The organism is Bacillus sp. KICET-3, assembly GCF_033261025.1.
GTDB lineage: Bacteria > Bacillota > Bacilli > Bacillales > Bacillaceae > Bacillus > Bacillus sonorensis.
Map to the genome: position 1 here is coordinate 101,515 of NZ_CP137345.1, position 16,157 is coordinate 117,671.

General features: G+C 47.5%; 10 protein-coding genes, 3 rRNA genes and 1 other annotated feature (1 of these 14 running past the window's edge). All 13 genes read left to right on the plus strand.

The genetic code is table 11. The annotated features are described in order from the left end of the window. Positions 1-85: 85 nt before the first annotated feature. Positions 86-1,635 (plus strand): 16S ribosomal RNA (locus tag R5H20_RS00575). A 174-nt stretch (positions 1,636-1,809) separates the two neighbouring features. Further along, positions 1,810-4,741 (plus strand): 23S ribosomal RNA (locus tag R5H20_RS00580). Positions 4,742-4,800: 59 nt separating this feature from the next. Next, a 5S ribosomal RNA gene (gene rrf / locus R5H20_RS00585) occupies positions 4,801-4,916 on the plus strand. Together the 16S, 23S and 5S rRNA genes form the textbook arrangement of a ribosomal RNA operon. Positions 4,917-5,092: 176 nt before the next feature. Then, complete coding sequence (locus tag R5H20_RS00590) at positions 5,093-5,557, plus strand: CtsR family transcriptional regulator (RefSeq protein ID WP_006640288.1); 465 nt, start codon at positions 5,093-5,095, stop codon at positions 5,555-5,557. Positions 5,558-5,571: 14 nt separating this feature from the next. After that, the gene (locus R5H20_RS00595; RefSeq protein WP_006640289.1) at positions 5,572-6,129 is read left to right on the plus strand and encodes a protein-arginine kinase activator protein McsA; all 558 of its coding nucleotides are present in this window, start codon (positions 5,572-5,574) and stop codon (positions 6,127-6,129) included. Next, positions 6,129-7,220, plus strand: coding sequence for a protein-arginine kinase McsB (locus R5H20_RS00600; RefSeq protein ID WP_006640290.1), 1,092 nt, complete (start codon positions 6,129-6,131; stop codon positions 7,218-7,220). Before R5H20_RS00595 ends, R5H20_RS00600 begins: the two co-directional genes overlap by 1 nt. Further along, positions 7,217-9,649, plus strand: coding sequence for an ATP-dependent protease ATP-binding subunit ClpC (gene clpC, locus R5H20_RS00605; protein ID WP_006640291.1), 2,433 nt, complete (start codon positions 7,217-7,219; stop codon positions 9,647-9,649). Before R5H20_RS00600 ends, clpC begins: the two co-directional genes overlap by 4 nt. Before the next feature lie 75 nt (positions 9,650-9,724). Further along, on the plus strand, positions 9,725-11,104 hold the full coding sequence (radA, locus tag R5H20_RS00610; protein WP_006640292.1) for a DNA repair protein RadA: 1,380 nt from the start codon (positions 9,725-9,727) through the stop codon (positions 11,102-11,104). A gap of 3 nt (positions 11,105-11,107) precedes the next feature. Then, complete coding sequence (gene disA / locus R5H20_RS00615; protein ID WP_006640293.1) at positions 11,108-12,184, plus strand: DNA integrity scanning diadenylate cyclase DisA; 1,077 nt, start codon at positions 11,108-11,110, stop codon at positions 12,182-12,184. Between the two features lie 129 nt (positions 12,185-12,313). Further along, positions 12,314-13,402, plus strand: a complete 1,089-nt coding sequence (locus R5H20_RS00620; RefSeq protein ID WP_006640294.1) for a PIN/TRAM domain-containing protein — start codon at positions 12,314-12,316, stop codon at positions 13,400-13,402. A gap of 15 nt (positions 13,403-13,417) precedes the next feature. Beyond that, entirely contained in the window at positions 13,418-14,113 is a 696-nt protein-coding gene (ispD, locus tag R5H20_RS00625) for a 2-C-methyl-D-erythritol 4-phosphate cytidylyltransferase (protein WP_006640295.1), read from the plus strand. After that, the gene (gene ispF, locus R5H20_RS00630) at positions 14,106-14,582 is read left to right on the plus strand and encodes a 2-C-methyl-D-erythritol 2,4-cyclodiphosphate synthase (protein ID WP_006640296.1); all 477 of its coding nucleotides are present in this window, start codon (positions 14,106-14,108) and stop codon (positions 14,580-14,582) included. Before ispD ends, ispF begins: the two co-directional genes overlap by 8 nt. An 80-nt stretch (positions 14,583-14,662) precedes the next feature. Next, positions 14,663-16,123, plus strand: a complete 1,461-nt coding sequence (gene gltX, locus R5H20_RS00635; protein ID WP_006640297.1) for a glutamate--tRNA ligase — start codon at positions 14,663-14,665, stop codon at positions 16,121-16,123. Next, positions 16,120-16,157, plus strand: a binding site (T-box leader); it runs 195 nt beyond the window's last position. Its footprint overlaps the gene before it by 4 nt.

Here is a 16,157-nt window from a genome sequence, read left to right on the forward strand (position 1 = left end):
ATCTTTGAAAACTAAACAAGACAAAACGTACCTGTTAATTCATTAAATAAATCGCGCATGAATATGTGCGTAGTCATTATCAAACTTCATGGAGAGTTTGATCCTGGCTCAGGACGAACGCTGGCGGCGTGCCTAATACATGCAAGTCGAGCGAACCGACGGGAGCTTGCTCCCTTAGGTTAGCGGCGGACGGGTGAGTAACACGTGGGTAACCTGCCTGTAAGACTGGGATAACTCCGGGAAACCGGGGCTAATACCGGATGCTTGATTGAACCGCATGGTTCAATTATAAAAGGTGGCTTTTAGCTACCACTTACAGATGGACCCGCGGCGCATTAGCTAGTTGGTGAGGTAACGGCTCACCAAGGCGACGATGCGTAGCCGACCTGAGAGGGTGATCGGCCACACTGGGACTGAGACACGGCCCAGACTCCTACGGGAGGCAGCAGTAGGGAATCTTCCGCAATGGACGAAAGTCTGACGGAGCAACGCCGCGTGAGTGATGAAGGTTTTCGGATCGTAAAACTCTGTTGTTAGGGAAGAACAAGTACCGTTCGAACAGGGCGGTACCTTGACGGTACCTAACCAGAAAGCCACGGCTAACTACGTGCCAGCAGCCGCGGTAATACGTAGGTGGCAAGCGTTGTCCGGAATTATTGGGCGTAAAGCGCGCGCAGGCGGTTTCTTAAGTCTGATGTGAAAGCCCCCGGCTCAACCGGGGAGGGTCATTGGAAACTGGGGAACTTGAGTGCAGAAGAGGAGAGTGGAATTCCACGTGTAGCGGTGAAATGCGTAGAGATGTGGAGGAACACCAGTGGCGAAGGCGACTCTCTGGTCTGTAACTGACGCTGAGGCGCGAAAGCGTGGGGAGCGAACAGGATTAGATACCCTGGTAGTCCACGCCGTAAACGATGAGTGCTAAGTGTTAGAGGGTTTCCGCCCTTTAGTGCTGCAGCAAACGCATTAAGCACTCCGCCTGGGGAGTACGGTCGCAAGACTGAAACTCAAAGGAATTGACGGGGGCCCGCACAAGCGGTGGAGCATGTGGTTTAATTCGAAGCAACGCGAAGAACCTTACCAGGTCTTGACATCCTCTGACACCCCTAGAGATAGGGCTTCCCCTTCGGGGGCAGAGTGACAGGTGGTGCATGGTTGTCGTCAGCTCGTGTCGTGAGATGTTGGGTTAAGTCCCGCAACGAGCGCAACCCTTGATCTTAGTTGCCAGCATTCAGTTGGGCACTCTAAGGTGACTGCCGGTGACAAACCGGAGGAAGGTGGGGATGACGTCAAATCATCATGCCCCTTATGACCTGGGCTACACACGTGCTACAATGGGCAGAACAAAGGGCAGCGAAGCCGCGAGGCTAAGCCAATCCCACAAATCTGCTCTCAGTTCGGATCGCAGTCTGCAACTCGACTGCGTGAAGCTGGAATCGCTAGTAATCGCGGATCAGCATGCCGCGGTGAATACGTTCCCGGGCCTTGTACACACCGCCCGTCACACCACGAGAGTTTGTAACACCCGAAGTCGGTGAGGTAACCTTTTGGAGCCAGCCGCCGAAGGTGGGACAGATGATTGGGGTGAAGTCGTAACAAGGTAGCCGTATCGGAAGGTGCGGCTGGATCACCTCCTTTCTAAGGATATTATACGGAATATAAGACCTCGCGGTCTTATAGACAGGTGCGTTTGGATCTTGTTTAGTTTTGAAGGATCATTCCTTCAAAACGTGTTCTTTGAAAACTAGATAACGAAAGTAGACATTCACATTCAATTGTAATGCAAGATATCACGTAGTGATTCTTTTTAACGGTTAAGTTAGAAAGGGCGCACGGTGGATGCCTTGGCACTAGGAGCCGATGAAGGACGGGACGAACACCGATATGCTTCGGGGAGCTGTAAGCAAGCTTTGATCCGGAGATTTCCGAATGGGGAAACCCACTGCTCGTAATGGAGCAGTATCCATATCTGAATTCATAGGGTATGAGAAGGCAGACCCGGGGAACTGAAACATCTAAGTACCCGGAGGAAGAGAAAGCAAATGCGATTCCCTGAGTAGCGGCGAGCGAAACGGGAACAGCCCAAACCAAGAGGCTTGCCTCTTGGGGTTGTAGGACACTCTATACGGAGTTACAAAAGAACGGGGTAGATGAAGAGGTCTGGAAAGGCCCGCCATAGGAGGTAACAGCCCTGTAGTCAAAACTTCGTTCTCTCCTGAGTGGATCCTGAGTACGGCGGAACACGTGAAATTCCGTCGGAATCCGGGAGGACCATCTCCCAAGGCTAAATACTCCCTAGTGACCGATAGTGAACCAGTACCGTGAGGGAAAGGTGAAAAGCACCCCGGAAGGGGAGTGAAAGAGATCCTGAAACCGTGTGCCTACAAGTAGTCAGAGCCCGTTAACGGGTGATGGCGTGCCTTTTGTAGAATGAACCGGCGAGTTACGATCCCGTGCAAGGTTAAGTTTGAAAAGACGGAGCCGCAGCGAAAGCGAGTCTGAATAGGGCGCATGAGTACGTGGTCGTAGACCCGAAACCAGGTGATCTACCCATGTCCAGGGTGAAGTTCAGGTAACACTGAATGGAGGCCCGAACCCACGCACGTTGAAAAGTGCGGGGATGAGGTGTGGGTAGGGGTGAAATGCCAATCGAACCTGGAGATAGCTGGTTCTCTCCGAAATAGCTTTAGGGCTAGCCTCAAGGTAAGAGTCTTGGAGGTAGAGCACTGATTGGACTAGGGGCCCCTACCGGGTTACCGAATTCAGTCAAACTCCGAATGCCAAAGACTTATCCTTGGGAGTCAGACTGCGAGTGATAAGATCCGTAGTCGAAAGGGAAACAGCCCAGACCGCCAGCTAAGGTCCCAAAGTATACGTTAAGTGGAAAAGGATGTGGAGTTGCTTAGACAACCAGGATGTTGGCTTAGAAGCAGCCACCATTTAAAGAGTGCGTAATAGCTCACTGGTCGAGTGACTCTGCGCCGAAAATGTACCGGGGCTAAACGTATCACCGAAGCTGCGGACTGTTCTTGCGAACAGTGGTAGGAGAGCGTTCTAAGGGCTGTGAAGCGAGACCGGAAGGACTCGTGGAGCGCTTAGAAGTGAGAATGCCGGTATGAGTAGCGAAAGAGGGGTGAGAATCCCCTCCACCGAATGCCTAAGGTTTCCTGAGGAAGGCTCGTCCGCTCAGGGTTAGTCGGGACCTAAGCCGAGGCCGAAAGGCGTAGGCGATGGATAACAGGTTGATATTCCTGTACCACCTCCTCACCATTTGAGCAATGGGGGGACGCAGGAGGATAGGGTAAGCGCGGTATTGGATATCCGCGTCCAAGCAGTTAGGCTGGGAAATAGGCAAATCCGTTTCCCATATAAGGCTGAGCTGTGATGGCGAGTGAAATATAGTAGCGAAGTTCCTGATTCCACACTGCCAAGAAAAGCCTCTAGCGAGGTGAGAGGTGCCCGTACCGCAAACCGACACAGGTAGGCGAGGAGAGAATCCTAAGGTGATCGAGAGAACTCTCGTTAAGGAACTCGGCAAAATGACCCCGTAACTTCGGGAGAAGGGGTGCTCTGTTAGGGTGCAAGCCCGAGAGAGCCGCAGTGAATAGGCCCAGGCGACTGTTTAGCAAAAACACAGGTCTCTGCGAAGCCGTAAGGCGAAGTATAGGGGCTGACGCCTGCCCGGTGCTGGAAGGTTAAGAGGAGCGCTTAGCGTATGCGAAGGTGCGAATTGAAGCCCCAGTAAACGGCGGCCGTAACTATAACGGTCCTAAGGTAGCGAAATTCCTTGTCGGGTAAGTTCCGACCCGCACGAAAGGCGCAACGATCTGGGCACTGTCTCAACGAGAGACTCGGTGAAATTATAGTACCTGTGAAGATGCAGGTTACCCGCGACAGGACGGAAAGACCCCGTGGAGCTTTACTGCAGCCTGATATTGAATGTTGGTACAGCTTGTACAGGATAGGTAGGAGCCTTGGAAACCGGAGCGCCAGCTTCGGTGGAGGCATCGGTGGGATACTACCCTGGCTGTATTGACCTTCTAACCCGCTGCCCTTATCGGGCAGGGAGACAGTGTCAGGTGGGCAGTTTGACTGGGGCGGTCGCCTCCTAAAAGGTAACGGAGGCGCCCAAAGGTTCCCTCAGAATGGTTGGAAATCATTCGCAGAGTGTAAAGGCACAAGGGAGCTTGACTGCGAGACCTACAAGTCGAGCAGGGACGAAAGTCGGGCTTAGTGATCCGGTGGTTCCGCATGGAAGGGCCATCGCTCAACGGATAAAAGCTACCCCGGGGATAACAGGCTTATCTCCCCCAAGAGTCCACATCGACGGGGAGGTTTGGCACCTCGATGTCGGCTCATCGCATCCTGGGGCTGTAGTCGGTCCCAAGGGTTGGGCTGTTCGCCCATTAAAGCGGTACGCGAGCTGGGTTCAGAACGTCGTGAGACAGTTCGGTCCCTATCCGTCGCGGGCGCAGGAAATTTGAGAGGAGCTGTCCTTAGTACGAGAGGACCGGGATGGACGCACCGCTGGTGTACCAGTTGTTCTGCCAAGGGCATCGCTGGGTAGCTATGTGCGGACGGGATAAGTGCTGAAAGCATCTAAGCATGAAGCCCCCCTCAAGATGAGATTTCCCATTCCGCAAGGAAGTAAGATCCCTGAAAGATGATCAGGTTGATAGGTCTGAGGTGGAAGTGTGGCGACACATGGAGCTGACAGATACTAATCGATCGAGGACTTAACCTAAATATTTGTGAATGGTCTTTACCCGTTATCTAGTTTTGAGAGAACACCTCTCAAATAGGTTTGGTGGCGATAGCGAAGAGGTCACACCCGTTCCCATGCCGAACACGGAAGTTAAGCTCTTCAGCGCCGATGGTAGTTGGGGGTCTCCCCCTGTGAGAGTAGGACGCCGCCAAGCAAGCGAAAGACCAGCTTAGATAAGCTGGTCTTTTTTTGTATGCAATTAAGGTTTTATGAGGGTTAAAAGTGGAAATAATAAAGCAATGAAGAGCAATTAGTTGAAAAAAAATCAAAAACCACTTATAGTAAAGTTAAAGTCAAATATAGTCAAAGTCAAGTGAAGGAGGGGGCTGAGTGGGGCAAAATATTTCCGATATCATCGAACAATATTTAAAACAAGTATTGGAACAAAACGGGAAGGAAATTTTGGAGATAAAACGAAGCGAAATAGCCGATAAGTTCCAGTGCGTTCCTTCTCAAATCAATTATGTAATCAATACGCGATTTACAAGTGAACGCGGATACATTGTTGAAAGTAAACGAGGCGGCGGAGGATATATCCGCATTATTAAAATTAAAATGAACGACAAAATCGATTTGATCAATAACATAATGGATCAAATCTACACAAGGCTTTCACAAGCAGCTTCAGATGACATCATTTTAAGACTGTTGGAAAATGGAGTGATCACAGAAAGCGAAGCAAAATTGATGGTCAGTGTGATGGATCGTTCTGTTTTATATATTGATTTACCTGAACGTGATGAATTAAGAGCGAGAATGATGAAAGCCATGCTTACGTCACTTAAATTTAAATAAAGCGGGTGAAAAGCGTGATATGTCAAGAATGTAATGAAAGACCGGCTACTTTTCACTTTACAAAAGTCATTAACGGAGAAAAACAGGAAATGCATATTTGTGAACAATGTGCGAAGGAGAACAGTGAATCATATTCTATGAGTGAAAACAACGGATTTTCGATCCATAATTTATTATCCGGACTTTTAAATTTTGACTCATCTTTTACAAACACCGGGGAGGCCCAGCTGTTTCAACAGCCGGAACAAGTCCTGCGTTGCAAAAAGTGCAATATGTCATTTTCGGAATTCTGCAAAACGGGGCGTTTTGGATGCTCTGAGTGCTATAAAACGTTTCACTCTTACATCACCCCGATTTTAAGAAAAGTTCACAGCGGCAACACTGTCCATGCCGGAAAAATTCCTAAGCGAATCGGCGGAAACCTGCATGTCAGACGACAAATTGAAACGCTGAAAAAAGAGCTGAAAGAACTGATTCAGCAGGAAGAGTTTGAAAAAGCGGCCAGTGTCAGGGATCAAATCAGATCCCTTGAACAAAACTTGAACGCTAATCAAAAGGAGGGGGAAGACTGATGTCACTGCAGCATTTTATTCAGGATGCTTTAAGCAATTGGATGCGGCAGGAAGGCCCTGAAAGTGACATCGTGCTGAGCAGCCGGATCCGTCTTGCCCGGAACTTGGAGAAAGTCCGCTTTCCTACCCTTTTCTCAAATGAAGAGGCTTCAGCGATTATCGCACTTTTTGAAGAACAATTCACCGGATATGAAGTGCCTGGCTTAGGCAAATTTGAGCTGGTGAAAATGGAACAGGTTCAGCCGCTGGAGAAAAGGGTCCTTGTTGAAAAGCATTTAATCAGCCCGCATTTGACAGAAGCTTCTTTTGGCGCTTGTCTTCTTTCTGAAAATGAAGAGGTCAGCATCATGTTAAACGAAGAAGACCATGTACGCATCCAATGTCTTTTCCCCGGGTTTCAGCTCACTGAGGCCTTAAAAGCGGCAAATCAAGTCGATGATTGGATTGAAGAAAGAGTCGATTATGCTTTTTCAGAACAACGAGGATATTTGACAAGCTGTCCTACAAATGTAGGAACGGGGCTCAGGGCATCGGTCATGATGCACCTTCCTGCTCTCGTGTTAACTAGGCAAATCAACCGAATTATACCGGCAATCAATCAATTGGGCCTTGTTGTGAGAGGAATTTACGGTGAAGGCAGCGAAGCATTAGGGAATATCTTTCAAATCTCGAATCAAATCACTCTTGGAAAGTCGGAGCACGACATTGTTGAAGACCTTAACAGTGTGGTTGCGCAATTAATCGAACAGGAACGGTCTGCGAGAAGAGCGCTTTATCAGACTTCGCAAATCGAGCTTGAAGACCGTGTGTACAGATCCTACGGCGTTTTATCCAACTGCCGGATGATCGAATCAAAAGAGACGGCAAGATGCCTCTCAGATGTTCGTCTTGGAATTGATCTCGGAATTATTAAAGGTCTTTCCAGAAATATATTAAATGAACTGATGATTCTGACTCAGCCCGGCTTCCTTCAGCAATATTCGGGGGGCGTATTAAGGGCCAACGAGAGAGATATCAGGAGAGCAGCCCTCATTAGAGAACGATTAAAATTAGAAAATAACGGCAATAGACAGGAGGATGAAACGATATGATGTTTGGAAGATTCACAGAAAGAGCACAAAAAGTATTGGCCCTTGCCCAGGAAGAGGCTCTGCGTCTCGGGCATAATAATATTGGAACTGAACATATCCTGCTGGGCCTTGTCCGCGAAGGTGAAGGAATCGCGGCAAAAGCGCTGCAGGCGCTGGGGCTGAGCCCTGATAAAATTCAAAAAGAGGTAGAAAGCCTGATTGGCCGGGGGCAGGAAATGTCCCAGTCGATCCACTACACACCTAGGGCGAAAAAAGTAACAGAACTAGCGATGGATGAAGCGAGAAAGCTCGGCCATTCATATGTCGGAACCGAGCACATCCTCCTGGGATTAATACGTGAAGGCGAAGGCGTCGCTGCCAGAGTGCTGAATAATCTGGGCGTCAGCTTAAATAAAGCAAGACAACAGGTGCTGCAGCTTTTGGGCAGCAATGAAAGCGGAGGAGGCGCCTCAGGTGCTAACAGCAATGCCAACACACCTACTTTGGACAGTCTCGCACGTGATTTAACCGCTATTGCTAAAGAAGACAGCCTTGATCCTGTCATCGGACGGAGCAAAGAGATTCAGCGCGTCATTGAAGTTCTGAGCCGTAGAACGAAAAACAACCCTGTATTAATCGGGGAGCCAGGCGTAGGAAAAACGGCGATAGCTGAGGGCTTGGCCCAGCAGATTATCAATAATGAAGTACCTGAAATCTTGCGCGACAAGCGGGTTATGACGCTTGATATGGGAACTGTCGTCGCAGGTACAAAATACCGCGGGGAGTTTGAAGACCGCCTTAAAAAAGTGATGGATGAAATCCGCCAGGCGGGAAACATCATCCTGTTTATCGATGAACTTCATACATTAATCGGCGCCGGCGGCGCTGAAGGCGCAATCGACGCGTCCAATATTCTGAAACCGTCTCTTGCGCGCGGAGAGCTGCAATGTATCGGGGCCACAACTCTAGACGAATATCGTAAATACATTGAAAAAGACGCGGCCCTCGAACGGCGCTTCCAGCCGATTCAGGTTGATCAGCCTTCACCAGAGGAAAGCATTCAGATTTTGAAAGGCTTGCGTGACCGCTATGAAGCCCATCACCGTGTATCCATTACAGATGAAGCGATCGAAGCGGCCGTGAAGCTGTCAGACCGTTATATTTCTGACCGTTTCCTGCCTGACAAAGCGATCGATTTAATCGATGAAGCCGGTTCAAAGGTTCGTCTGCGTTCATTTACAACGCCTCCTAACCTGAAAGAGCTTGAACAAAAACTCGATGAAGTCCGCAAAGAAAAAGATGCCGCAGTTCAAAGCCAGGAATTTGAAAAAGCAGCGTCTTTGCGTGACACAGAACAGCGTTTGCGCGAACAGGTAGAGGAAACGAAGAAAACGTGGAAAGAAAAGCAAGGACAAGAAAACTCCGAAGTGACAGTCGATGATATTGCGATGGTCGTATCCAGCTGGACCGGAGTGCCGGTTTCAAAAATCGCCCAGACTGAAACAGATAAGCTGCTGAATATGGAAAGCATTCTTCATTCACGTGTTATCGGTCAGGATGAAGCGGTTGTCGCCGTTGCGAAAGCTGTAAGGCGCGCTCGTGCGGGTCTAAAAGATCCGAAGCGTCCGATCGGTTCGTTTATCTTCCTTGGTCCGACAGGTGTAGGTAAGACTGAGCTTGCCCGCGCTCTTGCCGAATCGATTTTCGGCGATGAGGAAGCGATGATTCGCATCGATATGTCAGAGTATATGGAGAAGCATTCAACATCACGGCTCGTCGGTTCTCCTCCGGGATATGTCGGCTATGATGAGGGCGGACAGCTTACTGAAAAAGTAAGAAGAAAACCTTATTCTGTCGTCCTGCTCGATGAAATTGAAAAAGCCCACCCCGACGTCTTCAATATTCTGCTGCAAGTGCTTGAAGACGGCCGTTTGACCGATTCAAAAGGACGTACAGTCGACTTTAGAAATACGATCCTGATTATGACGTCAAACGTCGGCGCAAGCGAACTGAGAAGAAATAAATACGTCGGATTTAACGTACAGGACGAAACGCAGAACTACAAAGATATGAAAGACAAGGTCATGGGCGAATTAAAACGCGCCTTCAGACCGGAATTCATCAACCGGATTGATGAAATCATCGTTTTCCACTCCTTGGAGAAAAAACATTTGAAAGACATCGTCTCCCTCATGTCAGACCAATTGACAAAGCGTCTGAAAGAACAGGATCTTTCAATTGAACTGACAGAAGCGGCCAAAGAAAAAATCGCCGAAGAAGGGGTAGACCTTGAATACGGGGCCCGTCCGCTCAGAAGGGCCATCCAAAAGCATGTCGAAGACCGGCTGTCTGAAGAGCTCTTGAAGGGCAACATTACAAAAGGACAGCACATCGTGCTCGATGTGGAAAACGGAGAGTTTGTCGTAAAAACCGAAGCGAAAACGAACTAATATAGAGAAAAGAGAAAGAGGCATACGTGTAACAGGTATGCCTCACTTTCTTATAAAGGGAGATTTAAAAAAACAATGGCTAAAACAAAGACTAAATTTATCTGTCAATCATGCGGCTATGAATCTCCAAAATGGATGGGGAAATGCCCGGGCTGCGGCGCATGGAACACGATGGTCGAAGAAACGATTAAAAAACCGGCCGCCAACAGAAGAACTGCATTTTCTCATTCCGTTCAAAGGGTTCAAAAACCGTCGCCCATCTCATCAATCGAAACGTCAGAAGAACCGCGGATCAAGACGAATCTCGGCGAATTTAACCGCGTGCTGGGAAATGGCATCGTCAAAGGCTCGCTTGTCTTAATCGGCGGTGATCCAGGCATCGGAAAATCGACTTTGCTGCTCCAGGTTTCCGCGCAGCTTGCCGATTTAAATGAAAACGTCCTGTACATATCAGGGGAGGAATCTGTCAAACAAACGAAATTAAGAGCGGACCGGTTAGGCATCAACAGTTCAACTCTGCACGTTTTATCTGAAACCGATATGGAGTATATTACGTCTTCTATAGAAGAGATGAATCCTTCTTTTGTTGTGGTGGATTCAATTCAAACCGTTTATCAAAGCGACATTACCTCAGCTCCGGGCAGCGTATCCCAAGTGAGGGAATGCACCGCGGAGCTGATGAGACTCGCCAAAACAAAAGGAATTCCGATATTTATCGTCGGACATGTTACGAAAGAAGGCTCGATTGCCGGGCCGAGACTGTTGGAGCATATGGTCGACACCGTCCTTTACTTTGAAGGGGAAAGGCATCACACTTTCCGGATTTTAAGAGCCGTCAAAAACCGATTCGGCTCGACAAATGAAATGGGAATATTTGAGATGAGGGAAGAGGGCCTTACTGAGGTGCTGAACCCGTCGGAAATTTTTCTTGAAGAACGCTCGGCGGGAGCGGCCGGGTCAAGTGTTGTAGCATCAATGGAAGGAACGAGGCCGGTTCTGGTCGAAATTCAGGCGCTCATTTCACCTACAAGCTTCGGAAATCCGCGGAGAATGGCCACCGGCATTGATCATAACCGCGTCTCGCTGCTCATGGCTGTATTGGAAAAAAGAGTCGGCCTGCTGCTTCAAAATCAGGATGCCTATTTAAAAGTCGCCGGCGGAGTAAAGCTTGATGAACCGGCGATAGATCTTGCCGTGGCGGTCAGCATTGCTTCAAGCTTTAGAGATACACCTCCCCATCCGACGGATTGTTTTATCGGCGAGGTGGGCCTTACCGGAGAAGTCCGCAGAGTATCTAGAATCGAACAGCGGGTTCAGGAAGCGGCAAAGCTTGGGTTCAAAAGAATGATTATTCCCGCCGCAAATTTGGAAGGATGGACCAAACCGAAAGGAATTGAGGTCGTCGGTGTTGAAAATGTAGCTGAGGCTCTTCGAACTTCATTAGGAGGATCATAATAGATGGAAAAAGAAAAAAAGGGAGCGAAACAGGATCTATCAGAAATTTTGCAGTTTGTCGCGCCGGGAACGCCCCTCCGCGAGGGGATTGAAAATGTGCTGCGGGCGAAAACCGGCGGGTTAATCGTTGTTGGATATAACGACAAGGTAAAAGAAGTGGTCGATGGCGGATTTCATATCAATTCTTCTTTTTCCCCCGCTCATTTGTACGAGCTTGCCAAAATGGACGGCGCGATTATCTTGAGTGACTCAGGTCAGAAAATCCTTTATGCCAATACACAGCTTATGCCTGAAGCGACAATCCCGTCCTCAGAAACGGGAATGCGGCACAGAACCGCCGAGCGTGTGGCAAAGCAGACAGGATGTCTGATCATTGCCATTTCTGAAAGACGAAATGTCATTACGCTTTATCAGGAAAATATGAAATATATTCTCAAAGATATCGGCTTTATTTTAACTAAAGCCAATCAGGCGATTCAGACGCTTGAAAAATACAAATTGATTTTGGACAATGCGATTTCAACTTTAAGCGCTTTGGAGTTTGAAGAGCTTGTCACATTTGGTGATGTGATTTCCGTCTTGCACCGGTATGAAATGGTGCTCAGAATCAAAAATGAGATTAACATGTACATTAAAGAGCTGGGGACTGAAGGCCATTTGATCAGGCTTCAAGTAAGCGAGCTGATCACAGACATGGAACAGGAAGCGGCGCTTTTTGTTAAAGATTATGTTAAAGAGAAAATCAAAGACCCGTTTGTCCTTCTGAAACAGCTTCAGGATATGTCGAGCTTTGAGCTTCTGGATGATTCCATACTGCTGAAACTTCTCGGTTATCCGGCCGCAACGAATATGGAGGAATATGTATTTCCGCGAGGCTACAGACTTCTTCACAAAATACCCCGACTCCCTATGCCGATTGTCGAAAATGTCGTTGAAGCGTTCGGCCATTTAAAACTGATTATCGAGGCGGATGTAAAAGAATTGGATGAAGTGGAAGGAATTGGGGCAGTCCGTGCCCAAAAGATAAAGAAAGGGTTAAAAAGGCTTCAGGAAAAACATTATATTGATAGGCAGCTGTAAGAAATTTTTTCTGAAAATGATTAAAAATTGCAATTTATGGGTATATTATTTTTACTTTTTGTTTTCCCCTTTACAGATGAAAGCAGCTGCATTCATAAAAAAATAACCGTAAACAAAGGAGGTGAAGGTATGTTGAAACGAATAGTTCAAGCGTTCTTTGCGATTATAGGAGGCGTTATCGGTATATTTCTCATACCGGAATTGTTTATGCTGTTGAACGTACAGGACATACCTTTAGTAACAAACCCGTATACGTCCGCTTGTTTGGGAGCCGTCATCTTTTTTCTTCTGGGCATCTGGTGTGCGGATCATGTGATCAATTGGGTGAAAGGGATTGAGGATTCTCTAATAAAAGCTCCTGTATCAGATTTGTTGTTTGGCTCTTTAGGATTAATCTTCGGACTCATGCTAGCTTATCTTATCGTCAACGTTATTCCGTTAAAGAACATCCCATATCAGCTGATCGGCACGGTGATTCCGATTGTCCTGGCCGCTTTTCTGGGCTATCTCGGGTTCCGGGTAGGCTTTAAGAAGAAAGATGAGATGCTCACTCTCTTCTCATCCCGCAAGAAGAAAGGCGCGGCAGAAGAAGAGCGTACAGAACAGGACAAAAAGCTGAAAATTTTAGATACAAGTGTTATTATAGATGGGAGAATTGCTGATATTTGTCAGACCGGTTTTCTAGAAGGGGTGATTGTGATTCCGCAGTTTGTGCTGGAAGAGCTTCAGCATATCGCCGACTCCTCTGATGTCCTGAAACGAAACAGAGGACGAAGAGGACTTGATATTTTAAACCGGATTCAAAAGGAACTGGATATCAAAGTTGAAATCTATGAAGGCGATTTTGAAGACATTCAAGAGGTCGACAGCAAATTGGTCAAGCTGGCAAAACTGACTTCGGGAGTCGTCGTCACAAACGATTTCAATTTAAATAAGGTATGCGAGCTTCAGAAGGTAGCCGTATTAAACATTAATGATTTGGCCAATGCTGTCAAACCTGTCGTGCTTCCAGGGGAAGAAATGAAAGTACAGGTTATTAAAGACGGTAAAGAACATAATCAGGGCGTGGCGTATTTGGACGATGGCACAATGATTGTCGTGGAAGAGGGACGAAACTATATCGGCAAACATATTGATGTGCTGGTGACCAGTGTGCTGCAGACAGCGGCCGGCAGAATGATTTTCGCCAAGCCGAAGCTGCTGGAAAAGGCGCTTTAAAAAGGGAGACAGAAGATGAATTACGAAGTCGTCATTCCCGCTGCCGGACAAGGCAAGCGAATGAATGCCGGGAAAAACAAACTGTTTATCGAGGCAAAAGGACTGCCAGTCATTATCCATACATTAAAGGTGTTTGAAGGCCATGACGCCTGCAAAAGGATCATCCTCGTCATCAATGAACAGGAATTCGGAGAATTCGAGATCCTTTTGAAAAAGCATCATTTCACGACTCCGATCGAGATCATTCCGGGCGGGAAAGAACGTCAGCAAAGCGTGTTTCAAGGAATTAAAGCTGCTGGAAAAGAAGAGATCGTTCTCGTTCATGACGGAGCCAGACCCTTTATCAAACGGGAGCATATCGAACAGCTCGTCATGAAAGCAAGACAGACGGGCGCAGCGATCGTTGCCGTACCTGTAAAAGACACGATAAAACGCGTTCAAGACAAAGAGGTAGCCGGGACGATTGAACGTTCAAGCTTGTGGGCCGCTCAAACCCCACAAGCTTTTCGTCTTTCTATTTTGATGAACGCACATATCCAAGCGGAAGCAAATGGCTTTCTGGGGACGGATGATGCGAGTCTGGTCGAGGAAGCCGGAGGGAAGGTCGCCATTATTCATGGGGATTATCAAAATATTAAGCTGACGACCCCTGATGATCTGCTTGTTGCAGAAGCGATATTAGAAGCGGAAAGAAGGAATGAACATGTTTAGAATTGGTCAAGGATTTGACGTTCATCAGCTCACAGAAGGCAGACCGCTCATTATAGGGGGAGTAACCATTCCTTATGAGAAAGGGCTTCTGGGACATTCAGATGCTGATGTGCTGTTACATACGATTGCAGACGCCTGTCTTGGTGCAATAGGCGAAGGCGATATCGGCAAGCATTTTCCGGATACTGATCCGGAATTCAAGGACGCTGATTCGTTCAAATTGCTCCAGCATGTGTGGAATCTTGTGAAAGAAAAAGGCTACACGCTTGGAAATCTTGATTGCACAATTATTGCCCAAAAGCCAAAGATGGCTCCATATATCGAAGACATGAGGGCAAGAATTGCCGAAGGTTTAGAAGCGGAAAAATCGCAAATTAATGTAAAAGCGACAACAACAGAAAAGCTCGGATTTACGGGCAGGGCTGAGGGGATCGCCGCTCAGGCTTCCGTTCTGCTCCAAAAGGCATAATTCATTTTGAAGAGCATTTCATTTGATGATAGAATAAGAATAAATTTGAACTCTGATTGAGATGAAAGGAAGTTTGACAGATGGGAAACGAAGTTCGGGTCCGTTATGCGCCGAGTCCAACCGGCCATTTACATATCGGAAATGCAAGAACAGCTCTCTTCAACTATTTATTTGCCCGCAGCCAAGGCGGAAAGTTCATTATCCGCATTGAAGATACGGATCGAAAGCGGAACATTGAAGGCGGAGAGCAAAGTCAGCTTAACTACTTGAAATGGCTTGGCATCGATTGGGATGAGAGCGTTGATGTCGGCGGAGAATATGGACCGTACCGCCAATCTGAAAGAAACGACATATACAAAACATATTATGATGAGCTTCTTGAAAAAGGCCTCGCCTATAAGTGCTATTGTACGGAAGAAGAGCTTGAAAAAGAACGCGAGGAACAGGCGGCCCGAGGAGAGATGCCGCGCTACTCCGGAAAATGCCGCCATTTGACTGAAGAAGAGCAGGAAAAGCTTGAGGCTGAAGGAAGGCAGCCGAGCACCCGCTTTAAAGTCCCTCAAGGGGAAGTCATCACTTTCAAGGATATTGTCAAAGATGAAATTTCTTTTGAAACTGACGGCATCGGCGATTTTGTTATCGTTAAAAAAGACGGAACGCCTACCTACAACTTTGCGGTAGCGGTCGATGACTACTTAATGAAAATGACTCATGTGCTTCGCGGAGAGGATCACATTTCAAATACGCCGAAACAAATTATGATATACAATGCGTTTGGCTGGGATATTCCGACTTTTGGACATATGACGCTGATCGTCAATGAAAACCGCAAAAAGCTCAGCAAACGCGATGAATCCATTATTCAGTTCATCGAACAGTATGAAGAGCTCGGCTATTTGCCGGAAGCGCTGTTTAACTTTATCGGACTGCTTGGATGGTCTCCGGTCGGAGAAGAAGAGCTGTTTACAAAAGAACAGTTTATTGAGATCTTTGATGTCAACCGTTTGTCAAAATCACCGGCCGTGTTTGACGCGCATAAGCTGAAATGGGTCAACAACCAGTATGTGAAAAAGCTTGACCTTGATCAGGTCATCGATCTGACGGTTCCCCATTTGAAAAAAGCCGGCAAAGTATCTGAAGAACTTTCCGAAAGCGAACAAGAATGGGTCCGCAAGCTGATTTCCCTTTATCAGGATCAATTAAACTACGGCGCCGAAATCGTCGAGTTAACAGAGTTGTTCTTTAAAGAAGAAATCCAGTATAATCGTGAAGCAAGGACTGTTTTGGATGAAGAGCAGGTGCCTGAAGTGCTGAGTGCATTTGCCGGCAAGCTCGGGGAGCTGGAAGAGTTTACGGCTGACCAGATCAAAGCATCCATCAAAGCGGTTCAAAAAGAAACAGGGCATAAAGGGAAGAAGCTGTTTATGCCGATCCGCGTAGCGACAACCGGCCAGACGCACGGTCCGGAGCTGCCGCAGTCCATTGAATTATTAGGGAAAGACACTGTTTTAAAACGTCTGAATACATTGATCAATAAGTAAAATCGTTGACAGGGAGAAGTATAAAGCCAGCGGC

Coding starts and splice junctions, on each gene's coding strand:
- R5H20_RS00600 (WP_006640290.1), top strand. CDS start 6,129: ATGTCACTGCAGCATTTTATTCAGGATGCTTTAAGCAATTGGATGCGG.
- clpC (WP_006640291.1), top strand. CDS start 7,217: ATGATGTTTGGAAGATTCACAGAAAGAGCACAAAAAGTATTGGCCCTT.
- radA (WP_006640292.1), top strand. CDS start 9,725: ATGGCTAAAACAAAGACTAAATTTATCTGTCAATCATGCGGCTATGAA.
- disA (WP_006640293.1), top strand. CDS start 11,108: ATGGAAAAAGAAAAAAAGGGAGCGAAACAGGATCTATCAGAAATTTTG.
- R5H20_RS00620 (WP_006640294.1), top strand. CDS start 12,314: ATGTTGAAACGAATAGTTCAAGCGTTCTTTGCGATTATAGGAGGCGTT.
- ispD (WP_006640295.1), top strand. CDS start 13,418: ATGAATTACGAAGTCGTCATTCCCGCTGCCGGACAAGGCAAGCGAATG.
- ispF (WP_006640296.1), top strand. CDS start 14,106: ATGTTTAGAATTGGTCAAGGATTTGACGTTCATCAGCTCACAGAAGGC.
- gltX (WP_006640297.1), top strand. CDS start 14,663: ATGGGAAACGAAGTTCGGGTCCGTTATGCGCCGAGTCCAACCGGCCAT.